The 24,765-nt window shown below is 59.9% G+C and carries 22 protein-coding genes and 1 pseudogene; 18 read left to right on the forward strand and 5 right to left on the reverse strand.

The features are described from left to right. From HMPREF9463_RS02100 to HMPREF9463_RS02125, 6 genes are all read left to right on the forward strand, one after another. Positions 1-425: IS256 family transposase (locus tag HMPREF9463_RS02100; protein WP_035136855.1), on the forward strand; the 425-nt coding region annotated here is incomplete at its 5' end. A 278-nt stretch (positions 426-703) separates the two neighbouring features. Beyond that, entirely contained in the window at positions 704-952 is a 249-nt protein-coding gene (locus tag HMPREF9463_RS02105; protein ID WP_035136856.1) for an HPr family phosphocarrier protein, read from the forward strand. Positions 953-1,140: 188 nt separating this feature from the next. Further along, a complete protein-coding gene (locus HMPREF9463_RS02110) occupies positions 1,141-1,383 on the forward strand; it encodes a FeoA family protein (protein WP_022094360.1) in 243 nt (80 codons plus the stop codon). A gap of 39 nt (positions 1,384-1,422) precedes the next feature. Continuing rightward, the gene (locus tag HMPREF9463_RS02115) at positions 1,423-1,644 is read left to right on the forward strand and encodes a FeoA family protein (RefSeq protein ID WP_006234774.1); all 222 of its coding nucleotides are present in this window, start codon (positions 1,423-1,425) and stop codon (positions 1,642-1,644) included. 123 nt (positions 1,645-1,767) lie between these two features. Beyond that, positions 1,768-4,095: a ferrous iron transporter B gene (locus HMPREF9463_RS02120; RefSeq protein WP_035136857.1), complete on the forward strand. Its 2,328-nt coding sequence runs from the start codon at positions 1,768-1,770 to the stop codon at positions 4,093-4,095. 175 nt (positions 4,096-4,270) lie between these two features. Next, positions 4,271-4,471: a hypothetical protein gene (locus HMPREF9463_RS02125; protein WP_035136858.1), complete on the forward strand. Its 201-nt coding sequence runs from the start codon at positions 4,271-4,273 to the stop codon at positions 4,469-4,471. 186 nt (positions 4,472-4,657) lie between these two features. Here the strand turns inward: HMPREF9463_RS02125 and HMPREF9463_RS02130 are convergent, their stop codons facing one another. Next, the gene (locus HMPREF9463_RS02130) at positions 4,658-5,362 is read right to left on the reverse strand and encodes a response regulator transcription factor (RefSeq protein ID WP_035136859.1); all 705 of its coding nucleotides are present in this window, start codon (positions 5,360-5,362) and stop codon (positions 4,658-4,660) included. Next, on the reverse strand, positions 5,355-8,090 hold the full coding sequence (locus HMPREF9463_RS02135; protein WP_035136861.1) for a sensor histidine kinase: 2,736 nt from the start codon (positions 8,088-8,090) through the stop codon (positions 5,355-5,357). The genes HMPREF9463_RS02130 and HMPREF9463_RS02135 overlap by 8 nt, the downstream gene beginning before the upstream one ends. A gap of 334 nt (positions 8,091-8,424) precedes the next feature. Here HMPREF9463_RS02135 and kdpA point away from each other — a divergent pair, with 334 nt between their 5' ends. The 4 genes and pseudogenes from kdpA to HMPREF9463_RS02155 all read left to right on the forward strand — a co-directional run bounded on the left by kdpA (position 8,425) and on the right by HMPREF9463_RS02155 (position 15,127). Next, positions 8,425-10,248 carry a potassium-transporting ATPase subunit KdpA gene (gene kdpA, locus HMPREF9463_RS02140; RefSeq protein ID WP_035136862.1) on the forward strand — a complete coding sequence of 608 codons (1,824 nt, stop codon included), beginning with the start codon at positions 8,425-8,427 and terminating at the stop codon, positions 10,246-10,248. A 16-nt stretch (positions 10,249-10,264) separates the two neighbouring features. Beyond that, positions 10,265-12,326, forward strand: a pseudogene (gene kdpB, locus HMPREF9463_RS11540) (potassium-transporting ATPase subunit KdpB). A 12-nt stretch (positions 12,327-12,338) separates the two neighbouring features. Continuing rightward, a complete protein-coding gene (gene kdpC, locus HMPREF9463_RS02150) occupies positions 12,339-12,929 on the forward strand; it encodes a potassium-transporting ATPase subunit KdpC (protein ID WP_035136863.1) in 591 nt (196 codons plus the stop codon). 248 nt (positions 12,930-13,177) lie between these two features. Further along, positions 13,178-15,127 carry an NAD(P)/FAD-dependent oxidoreductase gene (locus HMPREF9463_RS02155; protein WP_035136864.1) on the forward strand — a complete coding sequence of 650 codons (1,950 nt, stop codon included), beginning with the start codon at positions 13,178-13,180 and terminating at the stop codon, positions 15,125-15,127. Between the two features lie 99 nt (positions 15,128-15,226). Here HMPREF9463_RS02155 and HMPREF9463_RS02160 read toward each other — a convergent pair whose 3' ends face one another. After that, on the reverse strand, positions 15,227-15,589 hold the full coding sequence (locus HMPREF9463_RS02160; RefSeq protein ID WP_232219725.1) for a FadR/GntR family transcriptional regulator: 363 nt from the start codon (positions 15,587-15,589) through the stop codon (positions 15,227-15,229). On the opposite strand from HMPREF9463_RS02160, the gene HMPREF9463_RS10635 reads away from it, so the two are divergent. After that, on the forward strand, positions 15,588-15,767 hold the full coding sequence (locus tag HMPREF9463_RS10635; RefSeq protein ID WP_232219726.1) for a GntT/GntP/DsdX family permease: 180 nt from the start codon (positions 15,588-15,590) through the stop codon (positions 15,765-15,767). The two genes, HMPREF9463_RS02160 and HMPREF9463_RS10635, sit on opposite strands and share 2 nt — an antisense overlap. Before the next feature lie 108 nt (positions 15,768-15,875). Then, positions 15,876-17,654 (forward strand): dihydroxy-acid dehydratase, encoded by a 1,779-nt coding sequence (gene ilvD, locus HMPREF9463_RS02165; RefSeq protein WP_198019891.1) that lies wholly within the window; start codon positions 15,876-15,878, stop codon positions 17,652-17,654. 187 nt (positions 17,655-17,841) lie between these two features. Here ilvD and HMPREF9463_RS02170 read toward each other — a convergent pair whose 3' ends face one another. Next, complete coding sequence (locus HMPREF9463_RS02170; protein WP_006234747.1) at positions 17,842-18,183, reverse strand: arsenate reductase family protein; 342 nt, start codon at positions 18,181-18,183, stop codon at positions 17,842-17,844. A gap of 520 nt (positions 18,184-18,703) precedes the next feature. Here HMPREF9463_RS02170 and HMPREF9463_RS02175 point away from each other — a divergent pair. The 6 genes from HMPREF9463_RS02175 to HMPREF9463_RS02200 all read left to right on the forward strand — a co-directional run bounded on the left by HMPREF9463_RS02175 (position 18,704) and on the right by HMPREF9463_RS02200 (position 22,993). Beyond that, positions 18,704-20,143: an MDR family MFS transporter gene (locus tag HMPREF9463_RS02175; protein ID WP_035136865.1), complete on the forward strand. Its 1,440-nt coding sequence runs from the start codon at positions 18,704-18,706 to the stop codon at positions 20,141-20,143. Between the two features lie 3 nt (positions 20,144-20,146). Further along, entirely contained in the window at positions 20,147-20,653 is a 507-nt protein-coding gene (locus tag HMPREF9463_RS02180; protein WP_006234745.1) for a CBS domain-containing protein, read from the forward strand. Between the two features lie 174 nt (positions 20,654-20,827). Continuing rightward, complete coding sequence (locus HMPREF9463_RS02185) at positions 20,828-21,136, forward strand: MGMT family protein (protein WP_006234744.1); 309 nt, start codon at positions 20,828-20,830, stop codon at positions 21,134-21,136. Between the two features lie 587 nt (positions 21,137-21,723). After that, complete coding sequence (locus HMPREF9463_RS11275; RefSeq protein ID WP_035136866.1) at positions 21,724-22,059, forward strand: hypothetical protein; 336 nt, start codon at positions 21,724-21,726, stop codon at positions 22,057-22,059. Positions 22,060-22,064: 5 nt separating this feature from the next. After that, the gene (locus HMPREF9463_RS10640) at positions 22,065-22,754 is read left to right on the forward strand and encodes a site-specific integrase (protein WP_232219727.1); all 690 of its coding nucleotides are present in this window, start codon (positions 22,065-22,067) and stop codon (positions 22,752-22,754) included. Continuing rightward, positions 22,754-22,993, forward strand: a complete 240-nt coding sequence (locus tag HMPREF9463_RS02200; RefSeq protein WP_052044012.1) for a hypothetical protein — start codon at positions 22,754-22,756, stop codon at positions 22,991-22,993. The genes HMPREF9463_RS10640 and HMPREF9463_RS02200 overlap by 1 nt, the downstream gene beginning before the upstream one ends. Positions 22,994-23,223: 230 nt before the next feature. On the opposite strand, the gene HMPREF9463_RS02205 is transcribed toward HMPREF9463_RS02200, so the two are convergent. Next, the gene (locus HMPREF9463_RS02205; protein WP_052044013.1) at positions 23,224-24,315 is read right to left on the reverse strand and encodes an ATP-binding protein; all 1,092 of its coding nucleotides are present in this window, start codon (positions 24,313-24,315) and stop codon (positions 23,224-23,226) included. Between the last annotated feature and the right edge of the window lie 450 nt (positions 24,316-24,765).

The raw sequence follows: 24,765 nt of genomic DNA on the forward strand, positions 1-24,765 counted from the left end.
TCGCGCGCTGCGTGTGGGCCGAGGCGGCGCCCTGGGTGGCGTCGGTGTCCGCCAGGGCCGGCGAGGTCTTCGAGCAGGCCGAGGACTCCGCGCTGGCGTTCACGGCCTTCCCCAGGGCGCACTGGGCCAAGCTCCGCACCAACAACGTCCAGGAGCGCGCCAACCGCGAGATCAAGCGCCGCTACAGGGTCGTGCAGTCCTTCCCCTCGAGGGAGTCGATGCTGCGCCTGACGTGCGCGAGCCTCATGGAGACCGAGGGGCAGTGGTCCCAGCAGCGCGTGTTCTCCGAGGCCTCGGCCGCCGAGGGCTTCGCCGAGCCCGCGGACAGGCCGGCCCCGACAGAGGGGAGGCGCCGCGCGCTCGGGCGGCGCGCCAGGGAGATAGTGGACGAGATAGTCGAGAGGCGCGGTCTCAAGAAGGAGTAACATCGGGACTTGCAGCGACGGACCTCAGGACGCTCTTACACCACGTCTGCGCGCGCCACCCCCTTTAAAGGGCGTTTGACGGCTTTCAACCTCTTCGAATCGCTCAAATTAGGCAATTTGCTCTCGATTTTGCTGCTACTAAATTGGTGACAGTACTCATATTTGCCACTTTTTGACCACGAGGTGTTCAGAGGAGCTCTCGAGAAGCATCTAACGCTACAATAGCTACCACGTGGCTGGGTTTTGCCGGCCGAATGTGCGATGTCGTGGGAGGGGACATGGTCGAGTTTACAAAGACGATTAAAGATCCGTTGGGATTACATGCCCGCCCGGTTGCGCTGCTCTATGACATCATTGCCAAGCATCGTAGCGACGTGTCAGTCAGCATCGGCGATCGCCACACGGATGGCCGCGATGTCATGGGACTCATGGCTCTCTACGGCGAATGTGGCGAAGATATCGTGTTCCGCGTTTCGGGCGTGGATGAGGCCTCGTGCGTCACGTCGATCAGAAACCTCTCGCTCTAAGCATGACAGGGCGCGGCAAAGGACAGCTCTTTGCCGCGCCTTTTTGTTTCATATAGGAAACTTTTTCGAAATCTGAATAGGGACCCTTTCCAAAAAGTTAACCACGTGCTAGTTTACTAAAGCGAACATAGACGTGGTTAACTTTTATCGCGTCGATGTTGAGGACGAACTGACGTTAGGAGCCACTCATGTCTTGCGGACCGCAGATGCCGGCCATGCCGCTTTCGATGGTAAAAGCGGGCGAAACCGTGCGCGTGTCTCGTGTAAAGGGCAATGAGGACATGAAACACCACCTCAAGGACCTCGGCTTTGTCGAGGGTAACGAAATCCACGTGGTGAGCTCGAGTGGTGCCAATATCATCGTCACGGTGTTGGGCGCACGCTTTGGCATCGATTCCAAGGTTGCCATGCACATCATGACCGTCGGTTAGTCCGCAGCATTTCATAAAAACCGAAAGGGGGACAAGAGGATGAAGACGTTGGGTGACGTTAAGGTGGGCGAGAGCTCCACCATCGTCAAGCTTCACGGTGAGGGTGCGCTTCGCCGCCACCTTATGGACCTGGGGCTCATCAAGGGCACTTCGTTCAAGGTCGTGAAGGTTGCACCGCTCGGTGATCCGGTCGAGATCAACGTGCGCGGCTACGAGCTTTCCATCCGCAAGGAGGAGGCGGCCGTCGTCGAGGTCCAGTAAGGGCTCGCGGCGTGTATTTCTGCAGGTAAAGTTAGGTATTTCTAACTTAATGCAGCAACTTTGAAGCACATTATCCAGCCTGCGCGGAGAAAGCAGCACAGGTACACAAGGAAGAAGGATTGAATGGCGGATTCTCAGATCCATGTCGCGCTGGCGGGCAACCCCAACTGCGGCAAGACCACGCTTTTGAACCTGATCACCGGCGCCAACGGCTACGTTGGCAACTGGCCCGGCGTCACGGTTGAGAAAAAGGAAGCCAAGCTCCTAAGCGACAAGAACGTTACCATTACGGACCTCCCCGGCATCTACTCGCTTTCCCCCTACAGTCCCGAGGAACAATGCTCGCGCGATTACCTCATGAGCGGCGAGCCCGATGTTGTCGTCCAGGTTGTCGATGCCACCAACCTCGAGCGCAACCTGTATCTGGCGCTTCAGGTTATCGAGACCGGCCTGCCCGTGGTCGTCGCCCTCAACATGGCCGACTTGGTCGAGAAGAACGGTGACAAGATCGACACTGACAAGCTGTCCAAGAAGCTCGGCTGCCCGGTCATGATGATCTCGGCTCTTAAGAACAAGGGCATCAAGGAGCTGTTCGAGCAGGTTAAGAAGTCCGCTGCTTCCAAGGGCCAGGTGCCGGAGCACAAGTTCGATTCTTCTATCGAGGACGTTCTGGACCACATCGAGAACAACCTTCCGGCGAGCGTTCCCGCCAACAAGCGCCGCTATTACGCCGTCAAGCTGTTCGAGCGTGATACAGACGCCTGCAAGCTCATCAACCTCACCAAGGAGAAGGCCGCTCGCGTGGAGCAGCTGGTCGCCCAGTGCGAGCAGGACTGCGACGACGACGCCGAGTCCATCATCACCGGCGAGCGCTACGGCGTCATTGCCCACATCATCGACGAGTGCCTCACCAAGGCTCCGGCAAAGATGAGCACCTCCGAGAAGATCGACCGCATGGTTACCAACCGTATTCTGGGCCTGCCGATCTTTGTGGTCATCATGTTCTGCGTGTATTACATCGCCGTTTCCACCCTGGGCGGCACGGTGACCGACTTCACCAACGACCAGCTCTTCGGTACCGACGGTTGGTACGTGCTCGGTCAGGGCCGCGACGCCTACGACGCGGCCGTCGAGGCTGCGGGCGACAATGCCGACTCGGTTGATCCGGCGGAGTATGGCCCCTATGTCCCCGGCATCACCACCGTGGTGCACGATGCCCTCGTGGCAGGCGGCACCGAGGACGGTGGCCTGGTCGATTCGCTGGTCTGCGACGGCATCGTCGGCGGTTTGGGTGCCATCTTCGGCTTTGTACCGCAGATGTTCCTGCTGTTCGTCATGCTGTCCTTCCTGGAGGACTGCGGCTATATGGCCCGCGTCGCCTTCATCATGGACCGCGTGTTCCGTCGCTTTGGCCTGTCCGGTAAGTCCTTTATCCCCATGCTCGTGTCCTCGGGCTGCGGCGTCCCCGGCGTCATGGCCACCAAGACCATCGAGAACGAGAAGGACCGCCGCATGACGGTCATGACCACCACGTTCATTCCCTGTGGCGCCAAGCTGCCGATCATCGCCCTGCTCATGGGCTCCATCATCGGCGATTCTTCCACCACCGCCGCGTGGATTAGCCCGCTCTTCTACTTCCTGGGTGTCTTTGCCGTTATCGCCTCGGGCCTCATGCTCAAGAAGACCAAGCTCTTCGCCGGTCGCCCGACGCCGTTCGTTATGGAGCTTCCTGCCTACCACTTCCCGGCGATTCGCTCTTGGGCGCTGCACGTGTGGGAGCGCTGCTGGGCCTTTATCAAGAAGGCCGGCACGGTCATCTTCGCGTCCACCGTCGTCGTTTGGTTCCTGTCCAACTTTGGTAGCTACAACGGTTCCTTTGGCTTCCTGCCTGCGATGGACGGCATCCCCGAGGAGTTTATGGACTACTCCGTGCTCGCTATGTTGGGCAACCTGGTTGCCTGGATCTTCGCCCCGCTCGGCTTTAGCACCTGGCAGGCTACCGCGCTGACCGTCTCTGGCCTTGTCGCTAAGGAGAACGTCGTCGCCACTGCCGGCTCGCTGCTGTCCGTTGCCGATGCCGCCGAGACCGACCCGAGCCTGTGGACCGCGTTCGCCGGCATGTTCCCGACCATGGGCGCTTGCGTTGCCTTTGGCGCGTTCAACCTGCTGTGCGCTCCGTGCTTTGCCGCCATGGGCACCATCCGCAACCAGATGGACTCCGGCAAATGGACCGCGATTGCCATCGGTTACGAGTGCGCCTTCGCTTGGGTCATCGGCCTGTTCATCAACCAGTTCTACAACCTGCTTGTTCTTGGGCAGTTTGGTATCTGGACGATTGTGGCCATCGTGCTGTTGGTTGCGATGCTCTTCCAGATTTTCCGCCCCATGCCCAAACATGCATGGACCGATGAGGACGAGACCAACGCTGCTTCCGCCGCAGTTTCCGCTTAAGTCCGAATAAGGATCAACCCCTTTCCACGAGCCCGGGTGTCCCAGCGACACTCGGGCTTTTTGGTGGGGGAGATGTGGCGTTTCCGCAGATAAAACCGACCAAAATAAACCTGTCCCTTTTTGGTAGGTGGAGAATGGGGTAAAGTAAGTGATGGCTAACTAGAGGAGGCTTGCTATGGCACCTATCGATATTGTTGTACTGGCTGTAATCGGTATTGCGTTTGTTGCCGTGTGCGTGCGCATCTACCGCAAGGGCACCTGCGCCGACTGCGCTCAGGGTGGCGTTTGCACGGGGCATTGTTCTAACAAAAAGACGTGCGCCGCGCTTAAGGGCGTAGACAAAATCGCCGAAGACTTGGGCCGCGGTATCAAGTAAGGCCCAGACATCCAAGTGCCCCGCGGGTATCCGTCCGCGGGGCACTTTGCGTATTTGGACGCGAGCGCGGCGAGTTGAAGAGTATTTTTGGGTATCGTTAAATCAGTTGCGGTGAAATACGGACTGTTTTGGCTGTCAAAGGCCTCATCTACTCCGTATTCCACCGCAACTTTTTGTGGGGTGGAGCTAGAGACGCTGCATGCGGTACCCGACGCCCATGTGTGTCTGAATCATCTTGGGGTGAGAGGGGTCTGTCTCGATCTTCTTGCGCAGGGTGCGCATGAACACGCGCAAGCTCGCCAGATCGCTGTCCCAGCTCGTGCCCCATATCTCGCGGGTGATGAAGGTGTGGGTGAGCACCTTGTCGACGTTTTTTGCCAGAAGGACGAGCAATTTGTACTCGGTTGGCGTGAGCGAGAGCTCGCGTCCGTCTTTCGTCGCGTATCCCGCGGCGTAGTCGATATGCAGCGGACCGTTGTCGAACGTGCTCGCTTCTGTCGACTCGCTCAACGTCATCGAGGAGCGCCTCAAATTCGCACGGACGCGCGCGAGCAACTCATCCACAGAAAAGGGCTTGGTGAGGTAGTCGTCTGCCCCTGAGTCAAGTGCTGCAATCTTGTCGGAATCTTCGGTGCGCGCCGAAATGACGATAATGGGGACTGCCGACCAGCTTCGGATCTTCGTGATGACCTCGATACCGTCAATGTCGGGAAGGCCGAGGTCGAGCATGATGAGGCTGGGGCCGTGCGACACCGCATCCATGATGGCGGCCTGGCCGTCGCAAACCTTGCTCACGACATAGCCGTGGAGGTCAAGCGCGGTCGAAACGAGGTTTTGAACGGTCGGGTCATCTTCGACCAGGAGGATGCGTGGCTTAGCGGCATTATTCATGAATCTCGATCTCCTCGGTGGGCAGGGTAAAACGGAAGACGGCCCCATGGGGGTGGTTGTCGCGAACTTCGATGACGCCGCCATGCGCCTCCACGATGGAGCGGCAGAGCGACAGCCCAAGGCCGATGCTTCGACGCGAATCCACGGGCCGCGTATTGCTTGAGGTGAAGAAGCGCTCAAAGATATGAGGCTTGTCGCAGTCTGCCACACCCGGCCCATCGTCTGCGACGTCCACCACGACGAACGCACCCTCGCGACGTGCGCTGATGGTGACAGTCGAGTCCTCGGGTGTGTATTTGAAGGCGTTCATGATGAGATTCGTAAGCACTTGCATGATGAGATGGACGTCGATGCGCACCAGCAGGATGTCGTCAGTGTGCTCGATGGTGACGGTACGTCCATGCGATGCTTGGGCGACATGGCTGAGGGCGGCCTCGATGACCTCGTCGATGAGCTCGGATGTTAAGTTGAGGCGAATGGTGCCGTCCTCGACGCGTGTGATGGCGAGGAGGTTCTCCACGGTATCGATAAGCCAGAGGGAATCATCGTAGATGGCATCGGCAAGATCGCAGCGCTGTTCGAGGCTGAGCTTCTCGTCGCTCTTCCGAAGGATTGCCGCAGATCCGGATATAGCCGTGAGGGGTGTCCTCAAATCGTGGCCGATGGAGCGCAAAAGGTTGGCGCGCAGCTGCTCGTTTTTCGCCAAGACCGCAGCCTCTTCGCGCTCTTGCGCCGCCCGGTCGCTTTCGAGCGCCAAGGCGCATTCACCTACGATAGATAGGACGATCGAATGCTCGAAGGCTTCGATCTCGCGCCCCTCCAGGGCGATGCCGATGACACCGAATACCTTGTCGCCGGTGCGAACCGCGAGGTAGAGACAGTGTGCCTCAGGCAGGGTCCGCGTGCTTGCGCCCGCGCGCTTGTTGTTGGTGTAGGTCCAGGTTGCAACGGCGCGCTCGTAGTCGGTGAGCAGCGACGCGGATCGGTTTTCGGTGCCAGCGGACTCATAGAGCGCTTTGCCGAGCGTGCCGTGTTCGGCGGTGTAGAAGACCACGTCGAGTTTTAGCAGTTTGATGAGTTGGTTCATGGCGACGCGGGCGCACTCCTCCGCGCTATGGGCTTGCTGCAAGAGCTGGTTCGTTTCGAGGAGTACGCGCGTTTTGAATGCGTTCTCGGCGGAGGTACGGGCGTTGTCGGCGATGCGCGCAGTTAACTCGCCGGCGACCATAGCGGTAGCGAACATGATGCCGAATGTGACCAGATAGCTTCGGTCGTAGCTGGCGAGCGAAAACAGAGGCGTGACGAAGCAGAAGTTGTAAAGCACTACAGAGAGCACGCTCGATACGATCGTGCAGATACGCCCCGTCGTGGTGACGGCGGTCAGCAGGGCCGTGAGGATATAGAGGGATATGATGCTGGAATCGGCAAATCCCAGATGGCGGAAAGCCGTGCCGATCGCCGTGGCGACAAGAGAGAGGGCCAGCGTGCGAAGCACGTTTCGGCTGTTGGGCGGCTGCAGGGCGAGCGTACGGCGGCGTCCTTTGGGCCGGGAGGGCGGAGTCGACTGGTCTGGAATGATGTAAATGTCGAGGTTCGGGGCGAATGTTATGAGCTGTTCTACGAGAGATTTGCGGCCAAAGAGGGCCTGACGGACGCTGCTGCGCTCGCCCGTGCGCCCCATGACGATCTTCGAAATACCCGACAGGCGCGCGAACTCGGAGATCTGAAACGCGATGTCGTCGCCATAGACGGTTTCCATATGTGCTCCGAGCTGCTCGGCTAGGGCGATATTGGCTGCAAGCTTGGTACGCTCATTATCGCTCATGGCTTGCGTGTGCGGGCTCTCTACGAACAGGGCGACGAGCTCGCTGCGAAACGCTTTCGCCATGCGCGCGGCGGCACGGACGATGCGGGGATTGGTCGGCGCCGGGGAGACACAGACTAAGATACGCTCCCTGGTGTAGTAGTCACGGTTTCCCAGCACGCGTGCGGCGTCTGTGAGGTGGCCGGTGCGATCGGCGCAGCGGCGCAGCGCGATTTCTCGGAGTGCGGTGAGGTTCTCGACGGTAAAAAAATGCTGTTGCGCTCGGGCGGCTTGCGCGGGACGGTAGACGAGGCCGGCGCGAAGGCGCTCAAGTAGGTCTTCGGGCTCTATGTCGACGAGCTCGACCTGGTCGGCATCATCGAAGATACGGTCGGGGATTCGTTCGCTCACGACAACGCCGGTGATGGATGCAACCATGTCGTTTAGGCTCTCGATATGCTGAACGTTCACGGTCGTATAGACGTCGATGCCCGCATGTAGAAGTTCCTCGACGTCTCGATAGCGTTTGTCGTGGCGAGACCCCGGCGCATTCGTATGGGCGAGCTCGTCGACGAGGATGAGCTGAGGGGCGCGTTCGATAGCCGCATCTAGATCGAACTCGCTGAGCGCAATGCCGTTGTGCTCGATGAGTTTACAGGGCACGTTCTCAAGCCCTTGTGCAAGATGGGCAGTTGCCGGACGTTCGTGCGGCTCGATGTATCCCGCGACGACGTCGACACCTCGCCGCTTGGCGGCGTGGGCGGCTTGAAGCATCGCATAGGTTTTGCCTGTGCCAGCAGCGTAGCCAAAGAAAATCTTGAGGTGTCCCCGGCTGGTTCGAGTGTCATCGGCGACCCCGTCTTTCTCAATTGCCTTGAGGATGAGGTCTGGATTGACGCGAGTGTCCGATGCGTCGCGCTGCATAGCGTAGCCTTTCTGAAGCGTTGTCCATGCGTGCATACGCGGTGAAGACACCACTGTATGCTCGCGAGGTCGAGTATAGGCGCACTGCAGCTGCAATAGTGCTTTCTACCTGCATCTTTACGGCATCTTAAGGACGTGAGCCCCGGCCCTCACGCCTCTTTAATCCCTAGAAGCGTTTACTGTCCCCAGACGCTTGCGAGGGCAGGCGTCCGAGACATCGGACCGCGTGTGAAAGGGGCGGTAAATGGACATCCTCATTCCCATCATCGGAGTCGTCTGCATTGGACTTCTTATCTATTACATCTACATTCTGATGAGGAGTGATTCGTAAACTATGGACGCTGCGATTCAGTACATCTTGTACTTTGCCGTACTCGTCGTCCTGGCCGTTCCGCTCGGTCGGTTCATGGCCCATATCATGGATGGTGAGCATACGTTCCTGTCGCCTGTGATTGCTCCTGTGGAGCGTGGCGTCTATCGTCTGCTTCGCATCGACGCGGCAGAACAGATGGGGTGTAGGCGCTATCTGGCGAGCGTGCTGGTCTTTTCGGGGATCGGCCTCGTGACTCTTGTGGCACTCCAGGCGCTTCAGTCCTTCTTGCCAGGCAATCCCCAGCACCTGCCGGGTGTGTCATGGGACCTGTCGTTCAATACGGCTGCTTCCTTCATAACCAACACCAACTGGCAGTCCTACTCCGGTGAGACCACCCTGTCCTACCTTGTGCAGTTCATGGGTCTCACCGTGCAGAACTTCTTGTCCGCCGGCACCGGTATCGCGGTCATGTTCGCGCTGATCCGCGGCTTCCGTCAGGTCAAGGAGCAGGGTCTGGGTTCCTTCTGGGTCGACCTCACCCGCACCGTCCTGTATGTGCTCATCCCGCTGAACCTCGTGTTCGGCATCTGCCTGGCTGCCGGTGGCGTCATCTCCAACTTCCAGCCGGCTCAGAAGGCTGAGCTCGTAGAACCCGTCGCTGTTCAGCCTAATGCAGACGGCGGCTGGAGCGTCATCGACGGCGCCCAGATCGAGGGCGACACGGTCAAGGTCGACGGCAAGGTTGTCGAGGGCGCGCGCGTGGTCACCGAGCAGTTCCTGCCCCAGGGTCCCGCGGCTCCTCAGGTCGCCATCAAGCAGTCCGGCACCAACGGCGGCGGCTTCTTCGGCGTGAACTCCGCCCATCCGTATGAGAACCCCAGTGCCTTCACCAACATCATCGAGATGACCAGCCTGCTGCTGATCCCGGCCGCCTGTTGCTTCGCTTTCGGTATCGGCGTCAAGAACACCAAGCAGGGCAAGGCCATCTTTGCCGCCATGTTCATCCTGCTGGTGATCTTCACCGGCATCATCGCCGTCAACGAGCATGCGGGCACCCCGCAGCTGGCCGATGGCGGAGCGGTCAATATCGAGATGACCGACGGCCAGGCCGGCGGCAATATGGAGGGCAAGGAGAGCCGTTTCGGTATCGCCTCCTCTTCTACCTGGTCCGCTTTCACGACGGCTGCTTCCAACGGCTCGGTTAACTCCATGCACGACTCCTACACCCCGCTGGGCGGTTTTGTCCAGATGCTCCAGATTGCTCTGGGCGAGGTCGTCTTCGGCGGCGTGGGCTGCGGCCTGTACGGCATGATCGGCTTCGCCATCCTCACAGTGTTCATCGCCGGCCTCATGGTCGGACGCACGCCTGAGTTCCTGGGCAAGAAGATCGAGCCGGGCGAGATGCGCTGGGCAGTTGTCCTGTGCTTGGCAACTCCGTTTGCCATTCTGGTGTGCTCGGCCATCGCCTGCATGGTGCCCGGTCTTGCCGACCAGCTCAACAATGGTGGCGTGCACGGCTTCTCCGAGGCGCTGTATGCCTTCACCTCATGCGGCGGCAACAACGGCTCGGCGTTTGCAGGCATGAACTGCAACATTCCCTGGATCAACGTCATGCTCGGCCTCGAGATGCTGTTCGCCCGCTTCATGCCCATCATCGGTACGCTGGCTATCGCCGGCTCGCTGGCCAAGAAGGGCAAGGTCGCCGAGAGCGCCGGTACCCTGTCTACCACCAACGGCATGTTCGTATTCCTGCTCGTGTTCATCGTTCTGCTGATCGGTGCCCTGAGCTTCTTCCCGGCCCTGGCGCTTGGCCCCGTTGCCGAGTTCTTCCAGATGATTGCGTAAAGGAGGGCGCAGATTTATGACTATGCAAAAAGACATGATGGGCCGCGCGGTCCGCGACTCGTTTGCCAAGCTGGATCCTCGCGTCCAGATTCAAAACCCGGTCATGTTCCTGGTGTGGCTTTCCGCCGTCATGACCTCCGTCCTGGCCGTCGCTTCCATTTTCGGTGTGCAGGACGCGGGTGTGCCCACCTACTATGTGGTCGCCATCGCGGTCATCCTGTGGCTTACCGACCTGTTCTCGAACTTCGCCGAGGCGCTTGCCGAGGGCCGCGGTAAGGCCCAGGCCGATTCCCTGCGTGCGGCCAAAAAGGATGTCGAGGCCCATCGCATCGAGTCCGTTGAGGACAAGGAGCACTTCACCGTCGTTCCCGGCACCGAGCTCACGCGCGGCGACCTGGTGATCGTACGCGCCGGCGAGCAGATTCCCGGCGACGGCGACGTCATCGAGGGCGCTGCTTCCGTTGACGAGTCCGCCATCACCGGCGAGTCCGCCCCCGTGGTCCGCGAGGCCGGCGGCGACCGCTCTGCCGTTACCGGCGGTACCACGGTACTGTCCGACTGGATCATCGTCAAGATCTCCAGTGAGCCCGGCCAGAGCTTCCTGGACAAGATGATCGCGATGGTCGAGGGTGCCGCGCGCAAGAAGACCCCTAACGAGATCGCTCTGGAGATCTTCCTGGTGGCCCTCTCCATCGTCTTTATCCTGGTCACGCTGGCCCTGTATTGTTACTCCTGCTTCTCGGTCGGTCTTAACGACATGGACAACCCCACGGCCGTGACCACGCTCGTGGCGCTGCTCGTGTGCCTGGCTCCTACTACCATCGGCGCCCTTCTTTCCGCCATCGGCATCGCCGGCATGAGCCGTCTGAACGAGGCCAACGTGCTGGCCATGTCCGGCCGCGCCATCGAGGCCGCCGGCGACGTCGACATCCTCATGCTCGACAAGACCGGCACCATCACCCTGGGTAACCGCCAAGCCGCCGAGTTCATCCCGGTCGACGGCATCGATCCCGCGGAGCTGGCCGATGCCGCCCAGCTTTCCTCGCTGGCCGACGACGACCCCCGAAGGCCGTTCCATCGTCGTGCTCGCCAAGGAGCAGTTCGGTCTGCGCGGCCGCACACTCGAGGATAAGGGTATGGAGTTCATCCCCTTCACCGCGGCGACCCGCATGTCCGGTGTGAACTACGAGGGCAATGAGATCCGCAAGGGCGCTGCCGATTCCGTGCGCACCTATGTGGAGGCAGCCGGCGGCGTGTTCTCCCAGGAGTGCGACGAGGCCGTCGAGCGCATCGCCAAGGCCGGCGGCACCCCGCTGGTCGTGACCAAGAATTGCCGCGTGCTGGGCGTTGTGTACCTCAAGGACATCATCAAGTCCGGCGTTAAGGAGAAGTTCGCCGACCTGCGCAAGATGGGCATCAAGACCATCATGGTGACGGGCGACAACCCGCTCACCGCCGCGGCAATCGCCGCCGAGGCCGGCGTTGACGACTTCCTGGCCGAGGCCACCCCTGAGGGCAAGCTCGAGAAGATCCGCGAGTTCCAGCGTGAGGGCCACCTGGTCGCCATGACCGGCGACGGCACCAACGACGCGCCGGCGCTGGCGCAGGCGGATGTCGCCGTGGCCATGAACACGGGAACCCAGGCTGCCAAGGAGGCCGGCAACATGGTCGACCTCGACTCCAGCCCCACCAAGCTCATCGATATCGTGCGTATCGGCAAGCAACTGCTCATGACCCGCGGCTCGCTCACGACCTTCTCGGTCGCCAACGACGTCGCCAAGTATTTCGCCATCATCCCGGCGCTATTCTCGCCGATCTACCCCGGGTTGGACGCCCTCAACATCCTGGGGCTCACCAGCCCGTTGACTGCCGTGCTGTCCGCCATTATCTACAACGCGCTGGTCATCGTCGCGCTGATTCCTGCCGCCCTGAAAGGTGTGAAGTACCGCGAGCTTTCGTCCGGCCAGCTGCTGACCCACAACCTGCTGGTGTGGGGTCTGGGCGGTATCGTGGCGCCGTTCGTATTCATCAAGATTATCGACATGCTGCTGGCCTTGTTCGGCATTGGCATGATGTAGACGGAGGTTTGTATGTTCAAAGGTGTTGCATCGCGCGCACTGGGCGTGTTCGCGCTGTTTACCGTTGTCTGCGGCCTGGGGTACACGCTTGTGGTGACCGGCGTCGCGCAGCTTGCGTTTCCGTACCAGGCGAACGGATCGCTTATTACGGTCGACGACAAGGTTGTGGGTTCCGAGCTCATCGGCCAGAACTTCGATGACGAAGCCCACATGTGGGGTCGTATCCAGAACGTGTCAATTGTCGAAGGCGAAGACGGCGAGCTCATGGCGTATGGTGCCCCGTCCAACCTGTCCCCGGCGAGTGAGGAGTATCGGCAGCTTGTGGACGCACGCGTGAAGAAGATCCGCGCCGCCAACCCCGATGCCGATATGGACGCTGTGCCCGTCGACCTGGTGACGTGCTCGGGGTCCGGCCTCGACCCGGAGATCTCTCCGGATGCCGCCGAGTACCAGGTCCCGCGCCTTGCCAAGGCCACGGGCAAAAGTGAGGACGAGGTGCGCGACATCATCGCCGCGTGCACCAAGGGCCGTTTCCTCGGCGTGTTCGGCGAGCCCACGGTCAACGTGCTCAAGGTGAACCTTATGCTGGACGGCGCGCTGTAGGTGAGGGAGTGGCGGATGAGGGCATGACTGGCTATCTGAGCCCTCAATTCCACCCCGCCCATCAGTTGCGGTGAAATACGGACTGTCTTGGCTGTCAAAAGCCTCACCTACTCCGTATTCCACCGCAACTTTTTTGTGAGGGTCGGGATTGAAGGTGGGGAGTGCGAGCGGGTACGGACGCGGCGGTTGCTGATACGATAAGTACGTTAGCAACTGCCGCCGAGCGGCTCAAACGAAAGGAACCCTGTATGGAGTCATCCGCCTATCCGATGCTCTTTAGCCCGATCAAGGTCGGTACGACCGAGGTCAAGAACCGCGTCTTTATGCCGCCGGTGTCCACGAACCTGGCCGATCATGGCTATGTGACCGACGACTTGGTCGATCATTACCGTGCCCGTGCCAAGGGCGGCGTGGGCCTCATCATTACCGAGGTCGTGACAGTCGAGCCCACCTATACCTATCTGCCGGGTGACATGTGCTGCTACGACGACACGTTTATCCCTGGCTGGGAAAAGCTCGCCGCGGCCGTCCACGAGTATGGCTGCAAGATCATGCCGCAGCTCTTCCACCCCGCCTACATGGCCTTTAACATTCCGGGCACGCCTCGCCTGATCGCTCCGTCCTTTGTGGGCCCGTCTTACGCCCGCGAGGCACCGCGCCCCATTACGGTCGATGAGATCCACGAGCTCACGCACCAGTTTGGCGACGCCGCCGTGCGTATGCAGAAGGCCGGTGTCGATGGCGTCGAGGTCCATGCGGCGCACGCCCACGGCATGCTCGGCGGTTTCTTGACCCCGCTCTATAACAAGCGTACCGATGAGTACGGCGGCTCGCTCGACGCCCGTATGCGCTTCCTGCTCGAGGTCATCGCCGAGATTCGCGAGCGCTGCGGCAAGGACTTTATCATCGACGTCCGTATCTCGGGCGACGAGTACACCGATGGCGGCCTGACCCTCAACGACATGATCTACGTCTCGCGTCGCCTGGAGAAGGCCGGCGTCGACATGATTCATGTGTCGGGTGGTACCACCATCAAGCGCGGCTCCGCAATTCCCGCCGCCGGTACTCAGCAGGCCTCGCACGCCGCCTGCTCGCGCGAGATCAAAAAGCACGTCAACATTCCCGTTGCCACGGTCGGCCGCATTAACGAGGCATGGATTGCCGAGGAACTGATCGAGGACGGTGCTGCCGACATCTGCATGATGGGCCGCGCCAATCTGTGCGATGCCGAGTTCTGCAACAAGGCAGCCGCCGGCAACGCCGACGACATCCGCCCCTGCATTGGCTGCCTGCGCTGCCTGAACGGCATTATGTTTGGCAAGCGCATCTCCTGCACCGTCAACCCCGATGTTGAGCGCGACGAGGCCGGTTACGAGCCTGCCGCCGAGGCCAAGAACGTACTGGTTGTGGGCGCTGGTCCTGCGGGCATGGAGGCAGCCTACATTGCCGCCAAGCGCGGCCACAACGTGGTGCTCGTGGATAAGCAGGACGAGCCGGGCGGCGAGATGCGCATCGCAGCCGTTCCGCCGGCAAAGCAGGAACTCACCCGTGTGATCAAGTATCAGTATCGTCGTCTGGCCGAGGCCGGCGTGAAGTGCGTATTTGGCACCGAGCTTACTGCCGAGGACATTCAGCGTGACTACGCCGGCTACGAGGTCGTCCTGGCCTATGGCGCCGAGCCCATCGCCCCGGCCTTCATGCAGGGATTTAAGCAGGTCATGACGGCTGACGACCTGTTGGGCGGCAAGGCTTTCCCGGGCAAGAAGATTGTCATCGTGGGCGGCGGCACCGTCGGTTGCGAGACGGCCGACTACCTGGCCCCGTTGGTCAACGATCTGTCGCCGGCCAATCGCGACGTCACCGTCATCGAGATGACCAAGACGCTCGCCGCCAACGAGGGCGGCGCCGGTCGCGCGGTGCTCATCACGCGCATGCTCTCCAAGGGCGTTCACGTGCTGACCGAGGCCAAGGTGACCGAGATTACCGAGGATGCCATCAGCTACGAAAAGGACGGCGAGATCCACACCATCGCCGATGCCGATACGCTGGTACTTGCCATGGGCTATCGTCCCAATACCAAGTTGGCCGACGACCTTGCTGCAGCCGGCGTTACCACCCACGTGTTGGGCGATGCCAACAAGTGCGGCAACATCCGCGACGCCATCGGCGATGGCTACAAGGTTGCTTGCGAGCTCTAGTCAACCCCTTTGCACCATTCGATTGCAAAAAGCGGCGGCTGCCCTGTGTGTTGGGCAGCCGCCGCCTGCGTTTTGCCAAAGAAAGATTATTGTCGGGCCCTAAATGCCTTTTGTTTCTGCTCCCTCCGCAATCATGTTGCGGTTATACACCAGGTGCAGATACATCGCGTCGTGCGCGGCGGTGGGATCGCGCGAGGCGATGGCGTCGGCCACATCGCGGTGCGTGCGGATAGTTTCCTCGACGAGCTTTTTGCCGGTCACGTCGATAAAGAGGGGGACGGATGCCTTGAGCACGCCCATCAGGCGGGGAACGACGAGGTTTCCGGAGCTCTCGGCAATGGCATTGTGGAACGCGGTGTCGGCGGTGGAGTAATCCTCACCGGCCTCGGCCAGGCGCTCGGATTCGTCGCAGAGCTCTTTGATACAGACGACCTGGTCGTTGGTTGCGTGCTCGGCCGCCATGCGTGCTATCTGCGGCGGTGCCACGGCCCTCTCGCACGTCAACGATGCCGGTTTTTGGATGTGCTCCTCGTTCCTGGAGATTGACGAGAAAACCACCCTCAAGTCCTGGACCATTATGGAGACGCTCATCGGCCTTTCGGGTCTTGCCTGCGCCCTGGTGATTTCGTTCTTCGCCTAGTTCGCGTAGCTAAGCATCTTTTGCCGAGTGCATCGCTCGGTACCCATTTACACCTGATTCATTAACCAACGATTGGTACAACCGTTCAAATCAAAAGAGGAGAGCATCATGGACGAGAAGACCAAGGCACAGATTCAGCAGGAGGCAGCCGACCTGGTTGCCAAGCTGCAGCCGCGTTCCGGCAAGTTTCGCACCATCAGCCCCGAGATGGACCCGCTGCGTCTGGGCTCTGGCTGGTCCATCGAGGATCTGGACAAGCCGCAGGTCATTATCGAGTCGACGTTCGGCGACTCGCACCCGGGTTCTGCCGGCCTGTTTGAGCTGGTCGAGGAGGTCCGTGCTGGCGTTGCCGAGGCTGGCGGTCACGGTGCCCGTTACTTCTGCACCGATATCTGCGATGGCGAGGCACAGGGCCACGACGGCATCAACTACTCGCTGCCCAGCCGCGACATGATCGCCAACATGATCGAGATCCATGCCAAGGCCACCCCGTTCGACGCCGGTGTCTTTGTCGCCAGCTGCGATAAGGGCCTGCCTGCGAACCTCATGGCCATGGGCCGCATCAACATCCCCTCCATCGTCGTTACCGGCGGTGTCATGGATGCCGGTCCCGATTTGTTGACCCTGGAACAGCTCGGCGCGATTTCTGCCCGCTACGAGCGCGGCGAGATCTCCCGCGAGGAGCTTGAGTTTGCCAAGCACAACGCATGCCCCAGCTGCGGTGCCTGCTCGTTTATGGGCACCGCGTCGACCATGCAGGTTACCGCCGAGGCCCTGGGCCTTATGCTCCCCGGCACGGCCCTGCTGCCCGCAACCAGCTCCGATCTGCGTGAGTTTGCGCGCGAGGCCGGCCGTCAGTCCGTGTGGCTCTCCGAACACAACCTGTGCCCGCGCGACATCGTGACCAAGGAGTCCTTCGAGAACCTCATTATGGTCCACGGTGCCATTTCGGGCTCCACCAACTCGCTGCTGCATATCCCCGCGATTGCCCGCGAGTTTGGCATCGAGATGTCCGCCGACGACTTCGATCGCCTGCACCGTGGCGCCCACTACCTGCTCAACGTTCGCCCCGCAGGTGAGTGGCCGGCGCAGTTCTTCTACTATGCGGGCGGCGTGCCGCGCATCATGGAGGAGATCAAGTCGATGCTCCACCTCGATGTCATGACCGTCACCGGCAAGACCCTCGGCGAAAACCTCGAGGACCTTAAGAACAACGGTTACTACGAGAAGTGCGGCCGCTACCTGGAGAAGTGGAACCTCAAGCGCGAGGACATCATTCGCCCGTTTGACCAGGCCTTTGGTACCGACGGCTCCATCGCCATCCTCCACGGCAACCTTGCTCCCGAGGGCGCCGTCGTCAAGCACACGGTTGTTCCGCGCGAGATGTTCCAGGCCACGCTTAAGGCGCGTCCGTTCGACTGCGAGGAGGACGCTATCCACGCCGTCCTGACGCACGAGGTCAAGCCCGGCGACGCCGTCATCATTCGCTATGAGGGCCCCAAGGGTTCCGGTATGCCCGAGATGTTCTACACCACCGAGGCTATCGCCAGCGATCCCGAGCTGGGTGCGAGCATTGCCCTTATCACCGATGGCCGCTTCTCCGGCGCCTCCAAGGGCCCGGCTATCGGTCACGTTTCGCCCGAGGCTGCCGTGGGCGGCCCGATTGCCCTGATCGAGGAGGGCGACCTTATCCAGATCAACATCCCCGAGCGCTCGCTGTCTATTGTGGGCATCGCCGGCAAGGAGATGGAGCCGGCCGAGATCGATGCCGTCCTGGCCGAGCGCCGAGCCGCTTGGAAGCCCAAGGCTAATCGCTATACCTCCGGCACGCTCAAGTTCTTTACCGAGCATGCAGTTTCCGCCATTCAGGGTGGCTACATGGAGTAGCGCCCATGCGCATCAAATATCTCCTCTCATAGATGTGCGGCACAAAGAGCCCCGAGCCACGTCACCGGGGCGCGTTGTTCAGCGCCGCCGGGGCGCTCCACTCAAACGACAAGAGACGTCTTACGCAAGCGCCCGCGTCCGTGGATAAAACCACGGGCGTGGGCGCTTCGCTTTATTCCCAGCCGCTTTATTCCCAGCCCTTCCACACGTCAGGCTCGTAGCCAACGGTTGCCTGGCGGCCGTTGCGAACGATGGGCTCACGAAGAATCTGCTGGTTATCGAGCACCTTTTCGAATTTCTGGTCGGCAGCAAGATACTGTACGAGCGCAACCGTGTCGGCATCTTTCGCCTTTGGATCGATCACAGCGTCGATCCCGCCGACGGCGCGCGCCACGCTTTCGAGCTCGCCTTTGCTCATCCCCTTTTCCTTCAAGTCGATGAACTGGAACTTCACACGACGTTCCTTGAAATAGCGCTGCGCCTTCTTAGTATCGAAGCTTTTCTTCGTGCCGAATATCTGGATGTTCATACGTACCGCCTTCGCTCAATTCTCGTCCGTCCATGATGCGACAAGGGAGCCGAGCAAAAACAGAGCAGGCGGAGATGGAGGAGGACGGCGACCGACCGTCGGCAAGAGTCGGCCGGATCGGACTGGCGCCCAGTGCGCGCCGGCGACACGCTCACAGCTGCACACATAGCCGATGTACAAGCTCGCCGCGGCGTTCCCTCGCCCCGCGGTGTGGCGATAGAGAAGCACGCCACCCGTCAACGATGGCGCCTCGGTGAAGAAAATCAACGTCTGGGTTACATCCCTTGAAAGGGGCGAAGTCGGCTGCTAAAATACCTCCCCGCTATGAAGGATTTGACCAAAGCATACATCGCAATTCGGCGGCCCCTGGTATACGGGGCCTCTCCTGTTGTTCCCCAAGTGCGCTCTGAGCAGCCGCTTTCTTCCTGTCGTATCTGATGCACGCATAGCACGTGCATGTTATTTCGCCCGTGGGCCGACGCGCCTTCGGCGAAGAATCGAATAGATACGAAGGAAGCTTATGTCTGATAATTGTACGGTCGCGCCCGCCAATGGGCGCATTACCGGTACCCAGATCCGCATCGTCGCGGTCGTCGTCCTGGGTGCCTTCTTGGCGCTACTGAACCAAACGGTGATGTCGCCTGCGCTGCCGGTCATCATGTCCGATTTCGCCATCGATGCCTCGACTGCCCAGTGGATCATGTCCATATACCCGCTGGTGAGCGGCATCATGGTCCCCGTTTCGGCGTTCCTTATCGACAAGTTCAGCACCCGCGCGCTATTCTTCGGGGCGACGCTGGTGTTCGCGCTGGGCACGCTGCTGTGCGCCGCAGCCCCTGATTTCCTGTTCCTCATCATCGGTCGCGTGTTGCAAGCGGCGGGCTCAGGCGTGCTCATGCCGCTTGTCTCGGTGGTTCCCATGCTGGTGTTCCCCGTCGAGAAACGAGGAACGGCTATGGGCATGGCGGGCATCGTCATGTCGGCGGGTCCCGCGGTCGGCCCCGTCGTAGGCGGTGCGGTGATCGACACGTACGGCTGGCGCACCATGATCGGCGCCATCGTCCCCCTCGCAATTCTCGTGCTGGTGCTGGGCGTGTTCATGCTGAAAAACGTGGGCGAGCTGAAGAACCCCAAGCTCGACCTGCCCTCGGTCGTCCTCTCCACCATCGCCTTCGGCGGACTTCTCTACGGGTTCTCGAGCGCCTCGTCGATGGGTTGGGGCAACCCCGTGGTGCTCGGCTCGATCGTCGCGGGTGTCGTGTGCTTGGTGCTGTTCGTCGTACGCCAGGGCAAAATCGAGGACCCGCTGCTTCAACTGGGCACGCTCAAGACGCGCGAGTTCCGCGTGGCCGCCATCATCGTCACGCTCATCAACGCCGCATGCCTGGTCACCAACACGCTGTTGCCGTTGCTGCTGCAAACCTCGCTTGGCGCTTCGGCCTTCGAAACCGGCATGGCCATGCTTCCCGCCGCGGCGGTGGGCATCATCATCAGCCCTATCTCCGGCGTGGTGTTCGACAAGTTCGGTCCGCGTGCCATCTCGATCGTCGGCCTGGCCCTCATGACCGGCGCCCTGTTCCTGCTCTCGCTTTCGACGGTAAACACGCCCATCTTGGTGGTTGCGCTGTTCTGCATGCTGCAGTCCGCCGGCCAGTCGCTCGCGAACATGCCGGTGAACACATGGGGTGTCAATGCCTTGAAAAATGACATGATCGCCCACGGCAACGCCATCGCGAACACCGGCCGCCAGGTCGCCGGCGGTTTGTGCACGGCGCTCATCATCACGGTCATGACAAGCGTCACCGCGTCGGCCGGCGTCGATGCGAGCATTCAAGTAGCCACCGCCGTGGGCGCGGGCGTCGCTTACAAGGTGTGCGCGGCAATCGGCCTCGTTTCCCTTATCTGCGCCATATTCAGCGTGCGCACCAAGAAAACCGCACCGAAAACGAAGGAGGCATAAGCGATGTCCGAGATTCTGTCCGAGCGCATCCCGCTCGAGCTCGAGGGGACGCCCGTTTCGAGCATCATGATTGAAGAGCCGTTCACCTGCACGCAGGATTGCACGATTTCCGACGTGGTGCGCATGCTCGCCGAAAACGAGGTGAGCAGCATGCCCGTAATCGATGAGCGCAACCAGGTGGTCGGGTTCATCTCCGACGGCGATGTCATGGGAGCCATCGCGCAGCATCGCGCTCACACCATCTTCACGGGCGGCGACGCGTCCATGCTGTACTTCGACGATCAGAGCCTTGAGCAGCGCATCGAAGACCTGAAGGATCGCTGCGTCATGGATTTCGCGACGCGCCAGGTAGTGTGTGCCCGTCCCGAGCAGAGCATCGCCCGCGTCGCCGCGCTGCTGGCGAAGAAGAAGTTCAAGAAGCTTCCTGTGGTTGATGACGAGGGCAAACTCGTGGGGGTCATCCGCCGCTCCGCCATCACCAAATACATCTTCGGCATCCTTTTCCAATAGGGGCAGGTCGCACTTGAGGCGAACATCTCGAGGCATCGAGCCAGCAACTGGACCAGACAACCTTGATACGCACACGCTTTCCCTCGATGCTTCGGTAAGGGGAGCTGCGAAAATCGCAGCACGGGTGATCGGCGCCGCGCCCCCGAAGGCAAAAGCGAACACGGGAGCGATACGATGGGAAAAGTCCTGGACGAAGATTTGGTTTATGAGATTCTCTCCGTCGTGGCAGAGATTCCGGCGGGATGCGTCGCCTCGTACGGTCAGATAGCGCGCCTCATCGGCAGGGAGAAAAACTCTCGCCTGGTCGGAGCGGTGCTGAGCGAGGCGGATCGCTACGGCGATTATCCCTGCCACCGCGTCGTCAACCACGCGGGACGCCTCGCGCCAAACTTCCCCGACCAGCGAGCACTACTGACGGAGGAAGGAGTCGCCTTCCGAGACAACGGCTGCGTCGACATGAAAAAGCACCAGTGGAACGAGTAGCCAGGCAGCGTAGCGTCGAAAGGAGCGACGCCACGGGGAACGACCTGCGCCCCGCCGCCGGACAACCTATGGCAAAGTGACACGTCCCACAAAGAGCGGCGCACCAGTACGAGACACGACCGCGACGTAAAAAGACCCTATGATACTCGTAAGCATCTATCTGATTGCCCGCCTCGAGGTACCCAAAGAACGAGAGATGCCGAAACCCCTAGACAAAGAAAAAGGTCGGGAGCTTTTATGCTTCCGACCTGAAGTTTCATGGTCGCGGGGGGGGCGGATTTGAACCACCGACCTTCGGGTTATGAGGTCGCTACGACGTTGTTTCATTCAGACATTTCGACCTAAATTGAAGTCAATATAACTCCAGGTCATTTGATGTTTTCATAGATTTACGAAAGAAAAGTACGCGGAATAATTCGACCCAAATTCGACCCACAACGAGCTTGAAAGCGGTCAGGCGGAGCATTACCCTTGGGGTGTGACCCCACGCAGGGCCCACCACCAAGGGTAATGCCCACCCGCCCCAGCCCTTTGCGCCATTCCGCGCAACCGAGCGCGATTCTCAGGCACTTCAGGCAAGGAACACGATGAACGACCGACCTCTCGTCATAGGCAAAGGAACGAAGCAACGCCGCGACAAATACACGTGGCGCTACCGTCACAGCCTCGGCAAGGATCCGATCACGGGCAAATACCGCTATTCGCCGTGGCAGACCATACATACCACCAAAAGCCGAGAGGTCGACGCCGCGCTCGAAGCCTACAAGGCAGAACTCAACAGCGGCACCTACGTCCAAAAATCGAGGGACACCGTCGGCTCGTACGCAAAAAAGTTCCACGACAACCGCGAAGGAACCATCACGCCGCTCGCCTACTCGACATCCTACTCAATCGAGAACCGGACGCGCACATCACATGCGTGATGCTCATGCTCGACACCGACATGAGAAGGGCAGAAGCCCTCGGGATGACGTGGTCCGATGTCTCCGTCGAGAACAGAAGCATCCTCATTGAGCAGCAGTTCGCGGCCGATCGAAGCGTTCGCTCGCCCAAAAGCAAGAAAAGCGTGCGGAGGATCTCGATAAGCGAGACGCTGACGTCGTATCTCGAATTCTGGAAAAAGGAGCAGGCCCGCGAAATGGAAGCCTTCGGCCTGGAACAAGTCAAAGGCACTCCGCTCGTCCACTCATTCGAACGAACGAAAGACAGGCATCCCCAAGTCAACTTCATGGACCTGAATGGGTTTTCGCGCTGGTCCAGAAACTTCAGCGTCGAGAACGGGTTCGACAAGTTCGAAGGCGTTCGAACATACCATTATGTGAAGGAAACTGTCGACGGGGAAACGATTTCGAAGCGTTATGAGCATAAAGAGTGGCTCGAATTGAGGGATTACCTCAGGAAGCATCCCAAGGTTCGCGAGGCGAGGCATATCAGCACATATGAGAGCGAGCACCTTCCTTACGGATATTCGGGCCTATCGAGCCACACCGCTACTGCCGCTACTGCCGCTACTGCCCGCCAGCTTCCGAACCAGCGGGCGGTAGCAGCACCCCGAACATCTCGCCGACAGCGCAGAGAGTCGTCGACCTGGCGGCCAAGGCCGACATCGAGGACGTGATGCTGTGCGACCTGCCCGGCGTCCTGTCCTTCCTAGGGCTGCCACCTGAGACGGAGATGCCGCCGGGCAACAAGGGGAAGACGAAGCTCAAGAAGCTCTACAGGAAGGTGGCGCCGAACAAGGCATACCACTCCGGCGAGCGCGCCAAGGATTTGATCTCGCACCTCGACATGGCAGAGATCAGGGCATCGGCGCCCGTCCCGCTCGGAGAGATAGACAGAGCGGTCGTAAGCGGCTGATGTAACTTCTGACACCCTAGAACTTACATCGAGCCCCGATTTTTGAGCTCGGGGCTCTTTTCGTCTAGATTGGGGACGCATGGCCGGACGAAAACAATTTGCGTTTGGTAATAAGCGTACGAAAGCGCAATTTATGTCTTAATTCCGTACGCAAATCAAGACGAAAATCGTTTACGTCTGCTTTAAATCCGTACGAAAACGGTTTTCGTCTTGCAGGGCAGTTGCCGTTTCTACAGTTCAACTTCCAGTTCGGCTTTGTGCTCGTAGAGGTAGTCGCGCATGTAGGGGATGGCAAATGAGACCTTGCCGTACGAGGGAGCCTCGATAATCGATTCTCTTAACAGGCGGCTGCGGACGGAACTCACCTGTTGAGGCGTTTTGTTTAGGGCATCGGCAACCATGCTGGTCGAGCTCGTCTGCCCCAAAGATGCCATGCTCAGCAGATAAGCGATGCACGTGGGCGGAATGCACTGTAGCGCGGGCTCAATCACCATGGCACAGAAGCGTTCGCGTGCCGTTGCAATGCCGCGCTCGGCTTCTTCTTCTCCAATAATCGCTGTATGTGCGCGTCTCGCCAACTGCCATGCGTAGTATCCAACGAGTTGGATCATGAAAGGATAACCTTGCGTTGCCTCGGCAAGTTGGCCGGCAATACCTGGCTGCAACTCCATGCCAGACGCTTCAATGGTTTCCTCGAGGGAGTACGACACTTCGGTTACTGCCACAGCCTTCAGGTCAAAGGGGAGGGCACGGCGCAAAAACGTAAGTGTCTTTCCGTTGATGATGCTTTCAATCATCGAAGGCAGCCCAGCAAAAACAAAGGCGATATCAAGGTCTTCGCCGATAACCTGCTGAATCGCAATGGAGAGCGTTCGGACCTCATCGAGCTCTGCGTCTTGAACCTCGTCGAGAGTGATGAGCAGGCCATTTCCATTCTTGGATATTGTCTGTCTCATGGCGTCGCGTAGCGATGGGCCGATTCGCTCAATATCTATGCTGCCGATGGATATGCCAGCTACGGTGGGCTCAAATCTGGCGTGTTTTGCCTGGAATTTGGGCTGCAGCTGTTCGAGAATGCGCTGGCAAAGTCCCTCGGTTGCGACCTCTTTTATGACCGTCCAGCCACGGCTTTGCGCCAAACGTGAGCACTCGTCAAGGAGGACCGTCTTGCCCGTTCCACGGACGCCGGCTATGCGCATTAGGCGCCCCGGGGCACCAGGCCCGTTGGTGAGGCCTTCACTGAATTCTTCGAGTACATCTTCGCGGCCGATAATCGTGGGAGGTGTTTTACCTGCTGTGGGCTTAAAAGGGTTTGTTTGCATGTGAGCCGCCTTTGCTCAAGATATAGCAAGATATAGCAAAGTATAGCAAGATATAGCAAAGTATAGTGAGATATAGCAACGTATAGCGCTGTTCGCGGGTTCTTACGGTGGTGCTATTTTCCGAATGCCGCGCGGATAAAGCGCTGGGCGAACAGCTTGTTGGCAACTCACGAGGGCTCGGGGTGCCAATTTGGGGTGCAGTAGTGCTGCGCCACGAAAAGGGCCTATCTACTACGTTTAAGCCGCAGAGGTCAACCATAGCCGGCTTTTTCGAAAATCGACAAGCTGTCTACCTGCGGTTTTGTTTTCACGGTTTTCGGTATGGCCGAGGCTATCCATGTTAACGTAGTAGATGGGCCACTTTTGTGGTAAGGGGGCCGATCTGCGGGCCAGGGTAGCTAAAAGAGCCTCGTCCCAAAAAGACTGATTGGGAGCTGGGGCGTGTCGATG

The sequence above is a fragment of the Collinsella sp. 4_8_47FAA genome (genome assembly GCF_000763055.1).
Classification (GTDB): domain Bacteria; phylum Actinomycetota; class Coriobacteriia; order Coriobacteriales; family Coriobacteriaceae; genus Collinsella.